Here is a 14,354-nt window from a genome sequence, read left to right on the forward strand (position 1 = left end):
CGGAAGGGGTGCCGGGTGTGGCGTGAGCATCACCCGGCGCAGGCGGCAAGGTCAGTGTGCCTGCTGCGTCGCACCATCGGTGCCGGGCGCGCCATGTCCGGGGGCCGGATGGGGATGGGTCACCATCCGGTCCACCCAGGCCATGGCCAGCGCCGATGCCAGGAATGCCACGTGGATGATGACCTGCCACATGATCGTGTGCGAGCTGCGCTGCTCGGCGTCGATGAAGGTCTTGAGCAGGTGGATCGACGAGATGCCGATCAGCGCCATCGACAGCTTGACCTTGAGCACGCCGGCATTGACGTGGTCCAGCCACTCGGGCTCGTCTGGGTGGTTGTCGATGCCCAGCCGCGAGACAAAGGTCTCGTAGCCGCCGACGATCACCATGATGAGCAGGTTCGAGATCATCACCACGTCGATCAGCCCCAGCACCACCAGCATGATCTTGGTCTCGTCGTAGGTGGTGACGTGCGACAGCAGGTGCCAGACCTCGACCAGGAAGTGGTAGACGTAGACGCCCTGCGCGACGATCAGGCCGAGGTACAGCGGCAACTGCAGCCAGCGCGAGGCAAAGATGATGCGGGGGATCGGACGTAGCGGAGTGTATTGGGCCATGGGCGGTGCCAGAAACGGATGTAAATGTCGCCAGACAATTGAAACGGGGCTCGATTGTACCGTGCGTACGTTCAGGTATTTGCGTCCGCCGCATGTGGCTGTGCTAACTTAGTAGAGCCGACTGCACTTGTGCCCCCAGTCTCCCGCGCCCCCACCGAAGCCGTTGCATTGCAGCATGCGCGCCGTCGATACGCGGCCGTGACGCCGGACCCCCGGCTGCGCGGCCCCGTCCGACCGTCAGGTCCTCGTAAGGCGCCGGGCGTACCTTGCACGCAAAGCAGTCAAAGCCAAACAGGAGACAACCCATGTCCGCCATCGAGTCGGTGATGCAGGAGCATCGCGTTTTCAATCCCCCCGAGGCGTTCGCGAAGAACGCCGCGATCCCGAGCATGGAGGCTTACAACGCCCTGTGCGCCGAGGCCGAGAAAGACTACGAGGGGTTCTGGGCGCGCCACGCCCGCGAGCTGCTGCACTGGCACAAGCCGTTCACGAAGGTGCTCGACGAGAGCAACGCGCCGTTCTACAAGTGGTTCGAGGACGGCCAGCTCAATGCCTCGTACAACTGTCTCGAACGCAACATCGAGAAGGGGATTGGCGACAAGACCGCCATCGTCTTCGAAGCCGACGACGGCACGGTCTCGCGCGTGAGCTACAAGGACCTGCTGGCCAGGGTCAGCCGCTTTGCCAACGGACTGAAGGCGCTGGGGATCAGGAAGGGCGACCGCGTGGTCATCTACATGCCGATGTCGGTCGAGGGCGTGGTGGCGATGCAGGCCTGCGCCCGGATCGGCGCCACCCACTCGGTGGTGTTCGGCGGGTTCTCGGCCAAGTCGCTGCAGGAGCGGCTGGTGGACGTGGGCGCCGTGGCGCTGATCACGGCCGACGAACAGATGCGCGGCGGCAAGGCGCTGCCGCTCAAGGCCATTGCCGACGAGGCGCTGGCGCTGGGCGGCTGCGAGGCCGTCAAGCACGTGGTGGTCTATCGCCGCACCGGCGGCAAGGTCGGCTGGACCGAAGGCCGCGACCGCTACATGGAGGACGTCTCGGCCGGCCAGCCCGACCAGTGCGACGCCGAACCGGTGGACGCCGAGCATCCGCTGTTCGTGCTCTACACGTCCGGCTCCACGGGCAAGCCCAAGGGCGTGCAGCACAGCACCGGCGGCTACCTGCTGTGGGCGCTGATGACCATGCGCTGGACCTTCGACCTGAAGCCCGAGGACATGTTCTGGTGCACGGCCGACATCGGCTGGGTCACCGGCCACACCTACATCGCCTACGGCCCGCTGGCCGCCGGCGCCACGCAGGTGGTGTTCGAGGGCGTGCCCACCTACCCGAACGCGGGCCGCTTCTGGGAGATGATCCAGCGCCACAAGGTCAGCATCTTCTACACGGCGCCCACCGCCATCCGCTCGCTGATCAAGGCCGCCGAGGCCGACGAGAAGATCCACCCGAAGCAGTACGACCTGTCGAGCCTGCGCCTGCTGGGCACCGTGGGCGAGCCGATCAACCCCGAGGCGTGGATGTGGTACTACCGGAACATCGGCAACGAGCGCTGCCCGATCGTCGACACGTTCTGGCAGACCGAAACCGGCGGCCACGTGATCACGCCGCTGCCGGGCGCCACGCCGCTGGTGCCGGGGTCGTGCACGCTGCCGCTGCCGGGCATCATGGCGGCCATCGTCGATGAAACCGGCCAGGACGTGCCCAATGGCAGCGGCGGCATCCTGGTCATCAAGCGCCCGTGGCCGTCGATGATCCGCACCATCTGGGGCGACCCGGAGCGCTTCAAGAAGAGCTACTTCCCCGACGAACTGGGCGGCCGGCTGTACCTGGCCGGCGACGGCTCGATCCGCGACAAGGACACGGGCTACTTCACGATCATGGGCCGCATCGACGACGTGCTGAACGTGTCGGGCCATCGCATGGGCACGATGGAGATCGAGTCGGCGCTGGTGTCGAACCCGATCGTGGCCGAGGCCGCCGTGGTGGGCCGCCCCGACGACACCACCGGCGAGGCGATCTGCGCGTTCGTGGTGCTCAAGCGCTCGCGCCCGACCGGCGACGAGGCCGCCAGGATTGCCACCGAGCTGCGCAACTGGGTGGGCAAGGAGATCGGCCCGATCGCCAAGCCCAAGGACATCCGCTTTGGCGACAACCTGCCCAAGACGCGCTCGGGCAAGATCATGCGCCGCCTGCTGCGGTCGCTGGCCAAGGGCGAGGAAATCACGCAGGACACCTCGACGCTGGAGAACCCGGCCATCCTGGACCAGTTGAAGCAGGGCCTGTAATCGCCATTTCATGCCCGCTACCGGCTGGCGTGACCCCCGTTGTGCCCGCCCCGGCGCCCGCCGGCGCGGGCACAATGCATTGATCGACCCCCTCTGCCCCTGTCCCTGATGCCAGACACCCAGTCGCGCTTCCGCCGCAGGCTGATGCTGTACTACGGCCTGTTCACGCTCGGCCTGTTCGGCTTCGTCGGCATGATGGGGCTGCTCGAACATTCCAACGCCGACGCGCTGTGGCTTGGCTACGTCTTCCTGTTCGTCACGATCGCGATCTACGCCTGCATCGGGCTGATCTGCCGCACGTCGGACCTCAACGAATACTACGTGGCCGGCCGCCGCGTGCCGGCCATGTTCAACGGCATGGCCATCGCGGCGGACTGGATGAGCGCGGCGTCGTTCATCGGCCTGGCCGGCATCATCTTTGCCTCGGGCTACGAGGGGCTGGCCTACGTGATGGGATGGACCGGCGGCTACTGCCTGGTGGCCTTCCTGCTGGCGCCGTACCTGCGCAAGTACGGCGGCTACACGATTCCAGATTTCCTGGCCGCCCGCTACGGCAACGGCAAGCCGGGCGGCAACCTGCCCGTGCGGGCCATCGCCGTGCTGGCCGCGTCGCTGTGTTCGTTCGTCTACCTGGTGGCGCAGATCCAGGGCGTGGGGCTGATCGTCACGCGCTTCATCGGCGTGGAGTTTGCGGTCGGCGTGTTCTTCGGGCTGGCCGGCATCCTGGTCTGCTCGTTCCTGGGCGGCATGCGCGCGGTCACGTGGACCCAGGTGGCGCAGTACATCATGCTGATCGTCGCCTTCCTGCTGGCGGTGTCGCTGATTGCCTGGAAGCATCATCAGCAGGTGGTGCCGCAGGTGGGTTATGGCGGCCTGCTGCAGCGGATCGACGCCGAGGAGAAGCGGCTGGACCGCGACCCGGCCGAGCAGCAGGTGCGGGCGCTGTTCCGGCAGCAGGCCATCGACCTGCAGGACCGCATCGCGCGGCTGCCGGCGTCGTTCAACGAGGAACGGCAGGTGCTGGATGCCCGGCTGATCGAACTGCGCGCCCGCAACGCGCCGCTGCGCGAGATTAAGGCCGTGGAGCGCGAGCGGCAGGCCTTTCCGGCGGACGCCGCCGACGCGCTGCAGCAGTGGAGCCAGCAACGGGTCGAGGCCCTGGCGCGCAGCCAGCCGGCCACGCCGTCGACCGAACCGTACCCGGCCGCGTCCGAGCAGGAACGCAAGACCCGCCGGCTCAATTTCGTGCTGCTGGTGTTCTGCCTGATGGTCGGCACGGCGAGCCTGCCGCACATCCTGACGCGGCTGTACACGACGCCGTCGGTCAAGGAGACCCGCAACTCGGTGGCGTGGGCCGTGTTCTGCATCGCGCTGCTCTACGTGTCGGCGCCCACGCTGGCGGCGCTGGTCAAGGTCGAGTTCTTCCAGCACCTGGTGGGCACGCCGTACGCGGAACTGCCGCAGTGGGTGGTGCAGTGGCGCAAGGTCGATCCGCCGGTGTTCGGCATCCGCGACGTCAACGGCGACGGCATCGTCCAGTGGGCCGAGATCCTGATCCAGCCCGACATGATCGTGCTCGCCGCGCCCGAGATTGCCGGGTTGCCGTACGTGATATCGGGGCTGGTGGCCGCCGGCGCGCTGGCCGCCGCGCTGTCCACGGCGGACGGGCTGCTGCTGACGATTGCCAACGCGCTGTCGCACGACGTCTACTACCACATGATCGACCGGCAGGCGTCGCACCAGCGGCGCGTGACGACGGCCAAGGTGGTGCTGCTGGGCGTGGCGCTGTTTGCGTCGTACGTCACGTCGCTGCGGCCGGGCAACATCCTGTTCCTGGTGGGCGCGGCGTTCTCGCTGGCCGCGTCCAGCTTCTTCCCGGTGCTGGTGCTGGCCATCTTCTGGCGCCGCACCACGGCGGCGGGCGCCGTCGCGGGCATGGCAACAGGGCTGGCGGTGGCGGTCTATTACATCTTTGTTAACTACCCGTTCTTCACCCGCATGACCGGCATCTTCGGCGACCGATGGTTCGGCGTGGACCCGATTGCATCGGGCGCCTTCGGCGTGCCGGCCGGGTTTGCGGCGGCCATCCTGGTCAGCCTGGTCACGCCGCGCAACGCGCCGGTCATCGACCGGCTGGTCAACTACCTGCGCAAGGGGTAGGGCGCCGCGCGCATCCATACGGACGTTTGGCGCAGGTGACGGTTACGACTGGTTGCAATGAAGTGGCCGTTTCTCATTTGCACTGACGCGGCCATGAAAAAAGGCCGGTCATCGAGACCGGCCTTGCACCCTTGCGACGGCAATCAGCAGTTGCCCTTCTTCGCCTGTCCCGGCGGGCAGTAGTTGTTGCCCGGGCCGCCTTGCGGGCGGGCGCCCGGGCCGGGACCGTAGTCGGGATAGTAGGCGCAGCCGCCAAGCAGCGTGGCGCCGAGGGTGAGGATGGCAATCAGCGATTTCATGGTGCGACAGGGGCCGCAGCCCCTTCTCCTGGTGGTTTAGAAGCCGAAATTGACGCCGGTCTGGCTGCCGCCGAACACGTTCACGCTCGTGGTCTGCGTGGCGCCCGCCGCGCTGGTGGCCTGGACCGAGTACAGGCCGGCGGCCGAACCCACCGCGCTCAGCGCGATCGGCAGCGTCGGGGTGTACGTGCCGACCAGCGGCGCCGCGGCCGGCAGCGCCAGCGAATAAGCGCCCGTGTCGAGGTTGGCGTTGGTCGAGGCGATCTCGTACGACACCGAGCTGATCGACTGCAGCGCCCGGACCGTCGCCTGCGCCGATGCCGTGGCCGTGCCCGACACCGTGTTGGTGGTCGACGTCGGCAGCGTGATCGGCGCGGCGGCCGTCGACACCGTGGTGGTCGCGCTGGCCGTGACCGGCACGGCGCGGATGATACCGGTGGCGCGGCCGGTCGGCAGCCTGTTGTCGACCACGACGACGTCATAGGTGCCATTGGTGCTGGTCTGCACCAGCGGCGTCAGCACGAACTGCCCGTTGGCATCGGCCACCGTGCCGCGGATGATCTGGCCGTTCTGCTCGGCATAGACCGTCGCGCCGGCCTGGGCCGGGGGCACGTAGCCCGAGATCGTGCCGCTGACCGTCAGCGGCGTGGCCGTGATCACCGGCTTCAGGCCGTAGGTGCCATTGCCGCGCTGGACGATGGACTTGCAGGCGTTGAAGTCGAGGATCAGGTCGACCAGCGTGTTGGCCGGCACCGTGAACGGCTGGATGATCTTGTACCCGCTTTGCGCGGCGCTCGGGGTATCGAGCGGCAGTTCGGTGGTGGTGCCGGACACCACCACCGAGTTCGCCAGCGTATTGCCCTGGTTGGCATTCAGCACGAGCCGCACCTGCTGGTACTGGCCGGCCGGCAGCGGGGCGCGGCCGATGTCGAACAGCACGCCGTTGGTCAGCGACAGCAGGTCCACCTTCTGCGGCGACGGCAGCGTGATGTCGGTCCAGCCCGCATCGTTCTCCCCGGCCGTGCTGCTGGCGTTCACGCGCACCTTGTTGACCGTGACATAGACGTGGTCGAAGCCGCAGGACGGCGCGTCCGTCATCGCCACATGCAGCGTGCCGCTGGCCGGCGCGGGGTCGCCACCGCCGTCTCCGCCGCCGCATGCAACAACCAGCAACGGCACCGGCAACGCGACGAATATTTTCCTCAGATTAAGTGCGGTTCTTGTTTTCATGGCTTCTCTCTCCTTCGGGTGTGTGAGGCTGCCCGAAGGATAGGCCCGGCTGTTTCACTTCTCATCGGTGCCATTGCAACCATTAGTAACAGGAATGAAACAGAACTGCCGGGGTCAGGCTGTAGGTAGCGGAGTTGTTCAGTGCCAGCACCAGCGGCGCGCCCTGCGGCGACAGTTGCACGAACCGATGCTGCTGCGGGACGATCAGCCCCCATCCGCACAGCCCCCAGACGATCAGCGCGGCGGCGGCGCCGGCGGGATGCAGGGCCGTCCACGGCAAACTGTTGGCTTGCTTCTCTCCGGAAACGACAATGCCCGCTGGCGCGGGCATTGAATTCTGGCGGAGAGAGGGGGATTCGCCTACACAAGCGCAGGCCGCGGATTCGCTTGCAAGCGAATCCCTTCGCATCCCCCCCGCAAGCCAAACTGTTGGCTTGCTTCTCTCCGGAAACGACAATGCCCGCGGGCGCGGGCATTGAATTCTGGCGGAGAGAGGGGGATTCGAACCCCCGATAGGCTGTTAACCTATACACGCTTTCCAGGCGTGCGACTTAAACCACTCATCCATCTCTCCGGGAAGTCCGCGATTATAGCAGAGCAGCGGCGCCTGTCCAGCGGGGGATCTGCAGCACGGCGCTGCAGGCGCAACATGAGGTGCTGGGCTGGACGACGAGGCGCGGTGGTGCGCCGTCCGAGAGGGCGCTGAGCATTCCGTCCGTCACCGGGGGCTTGCGCCCGGACGCCTTCATCACTGTGGAGGCGCTGGAGGGGAAGCCTGGATCGCCGCGCATCGAAACCCATATTCCGACGTCGCATGCGCTGTTCGAGTGTTATTGACCTAAGTGTCGGCAGAGAATCCACATACTATCGGCAGTGCTATGCGAAGGATGGCTTAAACGGCACCAGCTTTCTCTAACTTCAGTGACAGTGGCCCGGTCCCCTTTCGTCAGGTATTTCTGTGTTTGCTTGCCGGACATGGGGTAGTGGAATAGAAAGCTCTTCCGTTTTAGCCTGGCGGGAATGTTGACTTTATGGATCATGAGAGGCGCAAAGGGGGAATCCAACGCGCGCAACACATCGTTTCGTGAAAGGTACGGAAATTTGTAGCGTCCTTCCCCAGGCTTGCTAATGTAGCTATACCCTGCACCGAACCAGTTCGAAGCCCGCTCATCGCGCAATAGCGCTGCGTCGGTCGGCTCGAAAACGTCCACAGAATAAAAATTGCCCGACGAATTCGGCTCCGCAAGGGAGCTTCTGACTTCGAGGGCATGAATGACAAATATTCGCTTGTGCGAGTCCACGGCCGCGACAAAAGCGTCGACGATTCTCCCAGGACTACTGTCGTACATCATTCCCGAGCCTTGAGATTTCGTGAAAGCGTGCGCTCCGTGGGGCAAGTAGTACAAAGTGATCCGGCTCATTCCGTCCGACGAGTCAGGCTCTACAGGCTCTATAGCAAAGCAAACCGTCCCCCGATCGGTAATCAACGATCGAAAGGCCTGCGGGTGCGGAATGCTCTCGCACTCCTTTGCCGAAGCGGCCCAACTGCCGCCAAACGCAAGCAAGAAGATCAGGCACGTCCAGAGTCTAGTCATCTATACATTTCGGGGAGAAGTGTGCTGTCTGGTCGATCGGCAAGGATCCAATTCGTCGGACGAGCCAGAAGTTGCGCGCCGGACGTTACGCCGTTTCTGAAGCGATGAGAACGCCGAATCATTGACGAAGCGACCTGCGTCAAATCTCCACTAGATTGCCAATGACACACACGGCTGGTTGATTCCAGCAGGCGGCGATCGGCGAAGGGGACGCGGCAGAACGGGGCAGCCTGCCGGCTCGAAGGACAAACAGAGGACAAAAAAATGCCCGCTGCGCGGGGTGCGAGCGGGCCGGGATAAATGTCATGGGGTCAATCATGACTGGGGTTGATTGTCTGCTAATGTATCTTCCCTGTCTTCCCTACGGTGGAGGGGCTTGGATGGTGCATGGCGACCCCTGATTGACCTGATCCCGGATTGGTCGCGCTACGGTGGGCGCTCACGTTCCCGCGCGTCGTGGTGTTCGGCGGCGTGGCGGGCTTCGGCGATGGCGGCGGCGGTGTTGCGGCCGGACTCGAAGGCGTCGAGCACTGCCGAGGTGGTTGCCGAGTTGAAGCTGGCGATGCCGATGACCGTGGCGCAGGCCGCCACCCAGATGTTCCATCGCAGCAGCCGCGACTCCTTGCGCATCTCGCCCATTTCTTCTCGGATGCGGTCGACGTCCGCGCTGGTCTGTGCCTTGAAATCGTCCATCCGCTGGTTCAAGTCCCCCAGCCGCCGGTCGAACATGACGCGGAAGCTCTCCAGCAGCGCCGCGTGTCGCTTGTCCATTTCCGCCAGCAGCCGTTCGTTGGACCTGACGTTTTCCTGGTGCCGTTCGTCGCTGCGGGCGAACAGGCGTTGCATCCGTTCGTCGAAGCGGTGCAGGTTGGCGTCGAATTCTCCCTGCGTCACGGCGGACCGGCGCAATCGTCTTGAACCTGACCGGGGGGATGGCTGTCTGCGCATGGAGAGGCCTTCTGGATGAGCGATGGATGGCTTCCAGTGTCAGGGTGATTGGCGGGCAAGGCTATGAGACGGTTCGCAAAATGCGGCGTCGAGGGCTACCATGCAAGGGCAACCCGTACCATCCACCCACCCCCAACTCACTACGGAGATCCGCATGTCGAAGGAAAATGGAGGATTCACGGCGTCCACGTTGATCGCGTTTGCCGTGGCAGGCATGGCGTTCACGGCGTCGCTGGTGCTGGCCTACTACGTCACGCATCCGGACAAGGTCCGGCAGATCGGCCAGTAGCGGCGGGCGCCGGCGCGCCGGCCGTGGCCCGGGCCCTATGCCGACAAGGCGCGGGTTACGCGGTTGCGGCCGGTGCGCTTGGCTTCGTACAGCGCCTCGTCGGCGCGGCCGTAGGCGTGTTCGAACGTGCGGCCCTGGGCCGACCAGCTCACGCCAAAGCTCGCCGTCACCGAGCGGTTCACGGGCGGCGGGAAGCGGTAGTCCTCGATGGCTTGGCGCATGCGCTCGGCCAGGTCCATCGCCGCGTCGATCGAAAAGCCCGGCAGCAGCGCGGCAAACTCTTCCCCTCCCACGCGGCCGATGGCCCCTTCGGCCTGGATCGTGTCCTTCAGGCAGGCCGTGACGCCGCAGATCACGGCGTCTCCGGCCGGATGGCCGAAATCGTCGTTGAGCCGCTTGAAATAGTCGATGTCCAGCACGATCAGCGCCAGGCTGCCGCGCGCCAGCGCCGCCGTGGCGCGGTCGATCACGGCGCCGCGGTTCAGCGCGCCGGTCAGCGTGTCGTGCGTGGCGCGGTACTCCAGTTCCTGGGCCAGTTCCTGCAGCCGGTGGTTCAGCCGGTTCATCTCCAGCTCTTCGCGGTCGCTGCGGCGGATCAGCCGGCGCGTCTCGCGCATGAGCCGCTCGTAGTAGCTGATCAGCTGGCCGAGCGTATGCCGATAGGCTTCCTCGCCCGCGTCGACGTCGCAGAACACGGCCTTGGCATGCGCCAGGGCGCTGTTCTCGGAATCGAACAGGTCAGGCTCCGACATGGCTGCGGCGGGGGGCATGTCGCGGGGTGCGTTCAACTGCTGGTCGTGACCTGGTCGATGAAGTCGATGGCGGGAAAGTCGTCGTGCAGTTCCTGGCCGAATTCCAGGATCGTGTCGTCGTCCTCGTCGTGGAACCAGTGCAGCGTCACGTGGTTGCCGCGTTCGGCCGCCTCGTTGAGCGCGTCGAACATGCTGAACAGCATCTTGGTGCTGGAGCTGTTGAAGTAGGTCAGTGCGACGTTGACGGTGATGTCCATGTCGTCGCAGTCGGCCAGGTACGCGCGCAGGCGGGCCAGGGCCTCGCCGTAGAACACGGCGGCGTTCTCGGGGTAGGACTCGCCCTTGAGCGAGAGCGTGTGCCGCGCGAAATCGAAGCTCACTTCGGGCGAGCTTGGCGTGGCGGCGATGAACAGGTTTTCCATGGCGGTTCGGTGCGATCGGGCAGGGTCAGATGGTGGCGACGAGCTGGAACATCGTCGAGACCGGGTCCGTGTCGATCGGCTGAAAGTTGTACTCCAGGGGCGCGCTGGCATCGCGCGCCATCGTCAGGAAGCCAAGTCCGGCCCCCTTGCTGCCTTCCGGGGCGTCCGAGCGCAGCGTCTCCTTGTACGCGCGCTTGATCTCTTCCAGCGTCATCGTCCGCACCTTCTCCAGCGTGCCGCGCAGCTGTTCCACGCGGGCCGACGACACCGGGTTCGAGCACATCAGCCGGTAGTGCTCGTCCACCATGCTGATGCAGACCGACCCGTGCCGCAGCTGGCCGTCGGGCTGCGACGGCGACGTGAGCGAGTCGGAGGAATAGTGCACGATGTTCTGCGCCATCTCCACGAACGACGAGAACAGCTTGCGCCGCGTGGTGCCGTCCACGCCGCTGACGGTAAGCTGCAGCCGCACCGCATCGGACATGGCGGCGATGATGTTCTGCGAAAAATAGCCGACGTAGTAGAAAATCACGTTGCGTTCCCGAGCCATTTCGAAGAACGGCTCATATTCCTTGTCAATCGATTGTGCGGCGGTCATGGTCAAGCGGATAGGTGTGCAATGGCAGGGTCATTGCGCACGGAAACAGAAGAAGGTCAGGTCGTCGCGGCGGCGCTGCGCGCCTTGCCAGGCGCGATGGGCCGCCAGTACCGCGTCGCCGATCTCGGCGGCCGAGCCGTCGCGCCGCGCGCAGATCGCCTCGCGCATGCGGCGCTTGCCGAACGCGATTTCCTTCGGCCCGCCGATCTGGTCGATCAGCCCGTCGGTGGTCACGAACACCAGCGTGCCGGGCTGCGTGGGCACCGTGGCGTTCTGCCACGTGTAGTCCATGCCGGTGTCGACGTAGCCCACGCCCATGCGTGCGCCGTTGACCATCGCGCCGTCGGCGTCGCCGGGCTGCAGCACGAACAGCGACGACTTGGCGCCCGCGAAGGTCAGCGCGCGCGTGGCGTTGTCGAACCAGAAGAACGCGGCGTCAAGCCCGTCGTCGGACGCGGTGGCGCCGGGCAGCCGGCGCGCCTCCTGGTCGGCCTCGCGGTCGGTCTGGCCCAGCATCTGCTTGATGCCGCGGTTCACGGCCATCAGCAGCGCGCCGGCGTCGCGCGGGCCCTGCTGCTCCAGCGCCTGGGTCAGCAGCGACGATGCAATCAGCGTCATGAACGCGCCCGGCACGCCGTGGCCCGTGCAGTCGGCCAGCGCGGCGAACCAGCCGTCGGCGAACGCGGCAAAGTGGTAGAAGTCGCCGCCCACCACGTCGCGCGGCTCCCAGACCAGCGCGGCGTCGGGCAGCGTGGCGGCCAGCGTGTCGCGCGACGTGCGCAGCATCGCCCGCTGGATCGTGCTGGCGTAGTCGATGCTCTGCATGATCTGGCGGTTGCGCTCGGCCTGCATGTCGGCCACCACGCGCATCAGCTGCAGCCCCTGGCCCAGGCCGATGTACTGCCCGCCGCGCGCCACGATGAAGCCGTCGGCCAGCGCCTTCTCGCCATATTCCACGGTCCGGAACGTCAGTGCGTCGATGCCCATCTCGGCGTCCACCACCAGCGGCTCCTTGTCCATGAACGCGATGCAGCTCTTGCGGTTGTACAGCTCGCGGTGGTACGGCTTGCTCATCTGCGACAGGAAGATCGACCGGTTGATCAGGCCGATGGGCCGGCCCTGCTCGGTCACGGGCAGGCAGGCCAGGTCCCGGTGCAGCGCAAACACTTCCAGCACGTCCTGGTTGGTGTGGTCGGTCGTGACCGATGGCGTCGCCACGGCCAGATCCTCTGCGCAGGGCTGCCGGAACCGCGGACGGGCAGCGGGAGAATCCACCAGAATGCCGGACATGACGAAAGGAGCACGAATTGGAAAATGGCCCCGAGTCTAGGCTGTCTATATGTCGAATCCGTGACCAAAGTCCTTGTAAATCAAGGCTTAAGGCCCTACTCGCGTGGGGTGGCGGCATTAGGGTCGAGCCCCATCGCGCGGGCCAGCAGCGGCCAGCGCCGGGCCGCCTCGGCTGTTTCCACCTCGCCCTGCTGGTCGAAGTAGTGGCGGCCGTCAAAGCCGTCCACCTTCTGGCTCAGCGCGTCGATGTCGTTGTAGGCGATGGCCGCCTTGCGTGACGTGACCGGCTTGCTCATGGCCGGCCGCCTATTTCTGTTCGACCCACACGCCGTCGGGCGTATGGACCACGTAGCCGTCGGTGCGCTTCATCGTGATCGTCCCCTCGTTCTCGCCCACCATCTGCGTCTGCGGCAGGTCTTCGGCATAGTGCACCAGCGCCGGCGCGCCCTGGCGGAACGGGCTGTCGGCGATCAGGTTGAACACCAGCTGCGACAGGCCCAGGAAGCTCATCGGCGCGTCGATGACCACCGGCTGGGGCGCCTCGGCGGCGGGCAGGCCCACCAGCTTGACCCCCACCGGCACGTGGATGATGTTCGGCGTCGGAATCTCGCGCAGGCCCGAGATCTGGTTCTTGTCGCCACGCAGCGCCGCGCCGTGCTCGGGCACGAACACCACCACGGCCTTGCGGCCGGACTTGGCGATGGTGTCCACGATCCGGTCCACGTCGTCCAGCAGCGCCTTGAGCCGCAGCGGGTACGACTCCAGGCTCGTCAGCCGCTTGCCCGGCAGCCGGTTGCCGTCGTGCAGCGTCACCGTGTTGTAGTACAGCGCCACGGGCCGGGCGTCCTGCGCCAGCCGCTTGCGGTACCAGTTGTCGAACGTGGCGAAGTCGCCCAGCACCGGGGAATCGTCGAATGCGCGCATGGCCACCGGCACGCCGTCGGTGGAAGCCGGCTGGATGCCGGGCACGCCGATTTCCTTGTCCACGAAGCCGCGGAAGTTGTCGAAGCGGCCGTCGTGGTTCATCAGCACCTGCGGCGTGAAGCCGGCCTGGGCCAGGTCCGCGAAGACGTGGCATTCGGCCGGCGCCGGGTCGTACAGGTTCTTGTGCGGCTCCTGCCCGCAGGCGCCGCGCAGCACGCGGATCGCGGCCGGGCCGCTGTAGCTGGCCGCCGAACTGAAGTTCTTGAACAGGTAGTCGAAGCGCGACAGCAGCGGGTGGTTCAGGCTCTTGGCGGCGTCCAGGTCGTCCCACGACAGCGAGCAGATGTGCAGGAAGATCACGTCGAACTGGGCGTCGGGGGTTGCCGTCAGCGGCGCCACGGTGGCACTGCGCTGCGCCTCCTGCTGGCGGAACGCGGTCAGGATGGCGTCGTAGTTGCCGGTTGCGTTGATGTCGGCGCGCGGGCTGTCGGCGGCGCGCGCCACGGCCGTGGTCCGGCCCGGCAGCGCCACGCCCGGGCCGTACCAGAACGGCATCGCGATCAGCGCCACCAGCACGAACGTGGTGGTCCGCACCCAGCGGTTGACCAGCAGGAACACCACCAGCACCAGCAGCACCGCCACCACGAGCTGGATCGACACCAGCCGCTGCAGCAGCTCCAGCAGGTAAGCCGGCGTGAACGCGCGGATGTTCGAGAACTGCGAGATCACGCGCTCGAACGGCGGCAGCGTCGATTCCCGCCAGGCCAGCGCCGCGCCCACGCCAATTGCCAGCACCTGCCGGATCACCCGCAGCGGGCGCGACTCCATCGGCACCACCAGCAGCAGCGCGAACACCAGGTTCAGCAGCCAGATCGGCTTCATCTGCCCGGTGTGGAACAGGTAGAGCTTGGCCAGGAAATAGAGGTTCCAGAGTCCCATGTCGT

General features: G+C 66.1%; 14 protein-coding genes, 1 tRNA gene and 1 pseudogene. 3 read left to right on the top strand and 13 right to left on the bottom strand.

Features of this window, described 5'->3' with window-relative positions; genetic code table 11:
- Positions 1-51 precede the first annotated feature (51 nt).
- Complete coding sequence (locus tag EHF44_RS11410) at positions 52-615, bottom strand: TIGR00645 family protein (protein ID WP_124683844.1); 564 nt, start codon at positions 613-615, stop codon at positions 52-54.
- 305 nt (positions 616-920) lie between these two features.
- Here EHF44_RS11410 and acs point away from each other — a divergent pair, with 305 nt between their 5' ends.
- The gene (gene acs, locus EHF44_RS11415) at positions 921-2,903 is read left to right on the top strand and encodes an acetate--CoA ligase (RefSeq protein WP_124683845.1); all 1,983 of its coding nucleotides are present in this window, start codon (positions 921-923) and stop codon (positions 2,901-2,903) included.
- 108 nt (positions 2,904-3,011) lie between these two features.
- Entirely contained in the window at positions 3,012-5,063 is a 2,052-nt protein-coding gene (locus EHF44_RS11420) for a sodium:solute symporter family protein (protein WP_124683846.1), read from the top strand.
- A 143-nt stretch (positions 5,064-5,206) separates the two neighbouring features.
- On the opposite strand, the gene EHF44_RS28330 is transcribed toward EHF44_RS11420, so the two are convergent.
- The 6 genes and pseudogenes from EHF44_RS28330 to EHF44_RS11445 form a co-directional block, all read right to left on the bottom strand.
- Positions 5,207-5,362 carry a hypothetical protein gene (locus tag EHF44_RS28330; protein ID WP_172966044.1) on the bottom strand — a complete coding sequence of 52 codons (156 nt, stop codon included), beginning with the start codon at positions 5,360-5,362 and terminating at the stop codon, positions 5,207-5,209.
- A 36-nt stretch (positions 5,363-5,398) separates the two neighbouring features.
- Positions 5,399-6,592 carry a DUF4382 domain-containing protein gene (locus EHF44_RS11425; RefSeq protein ID WP_124683847.1) on the bottom strand — a complete coding sequence of 398 codons (1,194 nt, stop codon included), beginning with the start codon at positions 6,590-6,592 and terminating at the stop codon, positions 5,399-5,401.
- A 121-nt stretch (positions 6,593-6,713) separates the two neighbouring features.
- Positions 6,714-6,872 (bottom strand): annotated as a pseudogene (locus tag EHF44_RS11430) (MFS transporter); the annotation flags it as partial.
- Positions 6,873-7,075: 203 nt separating this feature from the next.
- Positions 7,076-7,166 (bottom strand) — tRNA-Ser (locus tag EHF44_RS11435).
- A gap of 256 nt (positions 7,167-7,422) precedes the next feature.
- Positions 7,423-8,187, bottom strand: a complete 765-nt coding sequence (locus tag EHF44_RS11440) for a hypothetical protein (protein ID WP_124683848.1) — start codon at positions 8,185-8,187, stop codon at positions 7,423-7,425.
- Positions 8,188-8,613: 426 nt separating this feature from the next.
- Complete coding sequence (locus tag EHF44_RS11445) at positions 8,614-9,081, bottom strand: hypothetical protein (protein ID WP_124683849.1); 468 nt, start codon at positions 9,079-9,081, stop codon at positions 8,614-8,616.
- 208 nt (positions 9,082-9,289) lie between these two features.
- Between EHF44_RS11445 and EHF44_RS28860 the strand changes: the two genes are divergently transcribed.
- Positions 9,290-9,424, top strand: a complete 135-nt coding sequence (locus EHF44_RS28860; protein WP_301337465.1) for a hypothetical protein — start codon at positions 9,290-9,292, stop codon at positions 9,422-9,424.
- 35 nt (positions 9,425-9,459) lie between these two features.
- Here the strand turns inward: EHF44_RS28860 and EHF44_RS11450 are convergent, their stop codons facing one another.
- From EHF44_RS11450 to bcsG, 6 genes are all read right to left on the bottom strand, one after another.
- The gene (locus EHF44_RS11450) at positions 9,460-10,176 is read right to left on the bottom strand and encodes a GGDEF domain-containing protein (RefSeq protein ID WP_124685081.1); all 717 of its coding nucleotides are present in this window, start codon (positions 10,174-10,176) and stop codon (positions 9,460-9,462) included.
- 32 nt (positions 10,177-10,208) lie between these two features.
- Complete coding sequence (locus tag EHF44_RS11455) at positions 10,209-10,598, bottom strand: DUF1987 domain-containing protein (protein WP_124683850.1); 390 nt, start codon at positions 10,596-10,598, stop codon at positions 10,209-10,211.
- 25 nt (positions 10,599-10,623) lie between these two features.
- Entirely contained in the window at positions 10,624-11,196 is a 573-nt protein-coding gene (locus EHF44_RS11460; RefSeq protein WP_124683851.1) for a SiaB family protein kinase, read from the bottom strand.
- A gap of 30 nt (positions 11,197-11,226) precedes the next feature.
- A complete protein-coding gene (locus tag EHF44_RS11465) occupies positions 11,227-12,486 on the bottom strand; it encodes a SpoIIE family protein phosphatase (RefSeq protein WP_124683852.1) in 1,260 nt (419 codons plus the stop codon).
- A gap of 95 nt (positions 12,487-12,581) precedes the next feature.
- Positions 12,582-12,782 carry a BcsR/BcsP family cellulose biosynthesis protein gene (gene bcsR / locus EHF44_RS11470; RefSeq protein WP_124683853.1) on the bottom strand — a complete coding sequence of 67 codons (201 nt, stop codon included), beginning with the start codon at positions 12,780-12,782 and terminating at the stop codon, positions 12,582-12,584.
- 10 nt (positions 12,783-12,792) lie between these two features.
- On the bottom strand, positions 12,793-14,349 hold the full coding sequence (bcsG, locus tag EHF44_RS11475) for a cellulose biosynthesis protein BcsG (protein ID WP_124683854.1): 1,557 nt from the start codon (positions 14,347-14,349) through the stop codon (positions 12,793-12,795).
- Positions 14,350-14,354: the final 5 nt, after the last annotated feature.

The organism is Cupriavidus pauculus (assembly GCF_003854935.1).
In the GTDB taxonomy this organism is placed as follows: domain Bacteria; phylum Pseudomonadota; class Gammaproteobacteria; order Burkholderiales; family Burkholderiaceae; genus Cupriavidus; species Cupriavidus pauculus_C.

Bases quoted from the DNA above. Each gene is read 5' to 3' on its own strand.
- EHF44_RS11410 (WP_124683844.1), bottom strand. From the start codon at position 615: ATGGCCCAATACACTCCGCTACGTCCGATCCCCCGCATCATCTTTGCC.
- acs (WP_124683845.1), top strand. From the start codon at position 921: ATGTCCGCCATCGAGTCGGTGATGCAGGAGCATCGCGTTTTCAATCCC.
- EHF44_RS11420 (WP_124683846.1), top strand. From the start codon at position 3,012: ATGCCAGACACCCAGTCGCGCTTCCGCCGCAGGCTGATGCTGTACTAC.
- EHF44_RS28330 (WP_172966044.1), bottom strand. From the start codon at position 5,362: ATGAAATCGCTGATTGCCATCCTCACCCTCGGCGCCACGCTGCTTGGC.
- EHF44_RS11425 (WP_124683847.1), bottom strand. From the start codon at position 6,592: ATGAAAACAAGAACCGCACTTAATCTGAGGAAAATATTCGTCGCGTTG.
- EHF44_RS11440 (WP_124683848.1), bottom strand. From the start codon at position 8,187: ATGACTAGACTCTGGACGTGCCTGATCTTCTTGCTTGCGTTTGGCGGC.
- EHF44_RS28860 (WP_301337465.1), top strand. From the start codon at position 9,290: ATGTCGAAGGAAAATGGAGGATTCACGGCGTCCACGTTGATCGCGTTT.
- EHF44_RS11450 (WP_124685081.1), bottom strand. From the start codon at position 10,176: ATGTCGGAGCCTGACCTGTTCGATTCCGAGAACAGCGCCCTGGCGCAT.
- EHF44_RS11455 (WP_124683850.1), bottom strand. From the start codon at position 10,598: ATGGAAAACCTGTTCATCGCCGCCACGCCAAGCTCGCCCGAAGTGAGC.
- EHF44_RS11460 (WP_124683851.1), bottom strand. From the start codon at position 11,196: ATGACCGCCGCACAATCGATTGACAAGGAATATGAGCCGTTCTTCGAA.
- EHF44_RS11465 (WP_124683852.1), bottom strand. From the start codon at position 12,486: ATGTCCGGCATTCTGGTGGATTCTCCCGCTGCCCGTCCGCGGTTCCGG.
- bcsR (WP_124683853.1), bottom strand. From the start codon at position 12,782: ATGAGCAAGCCGGTCACGTCACGCAAGGCGGCCATCGCCTACAACGAC.
- bcsG (WP_124683854.1), bottom strand. From the start codon at position 14,349: ATGGGACTCTGGAACCTCTATTTCCTGGCCAAGCTCTACCTGTTCCAC.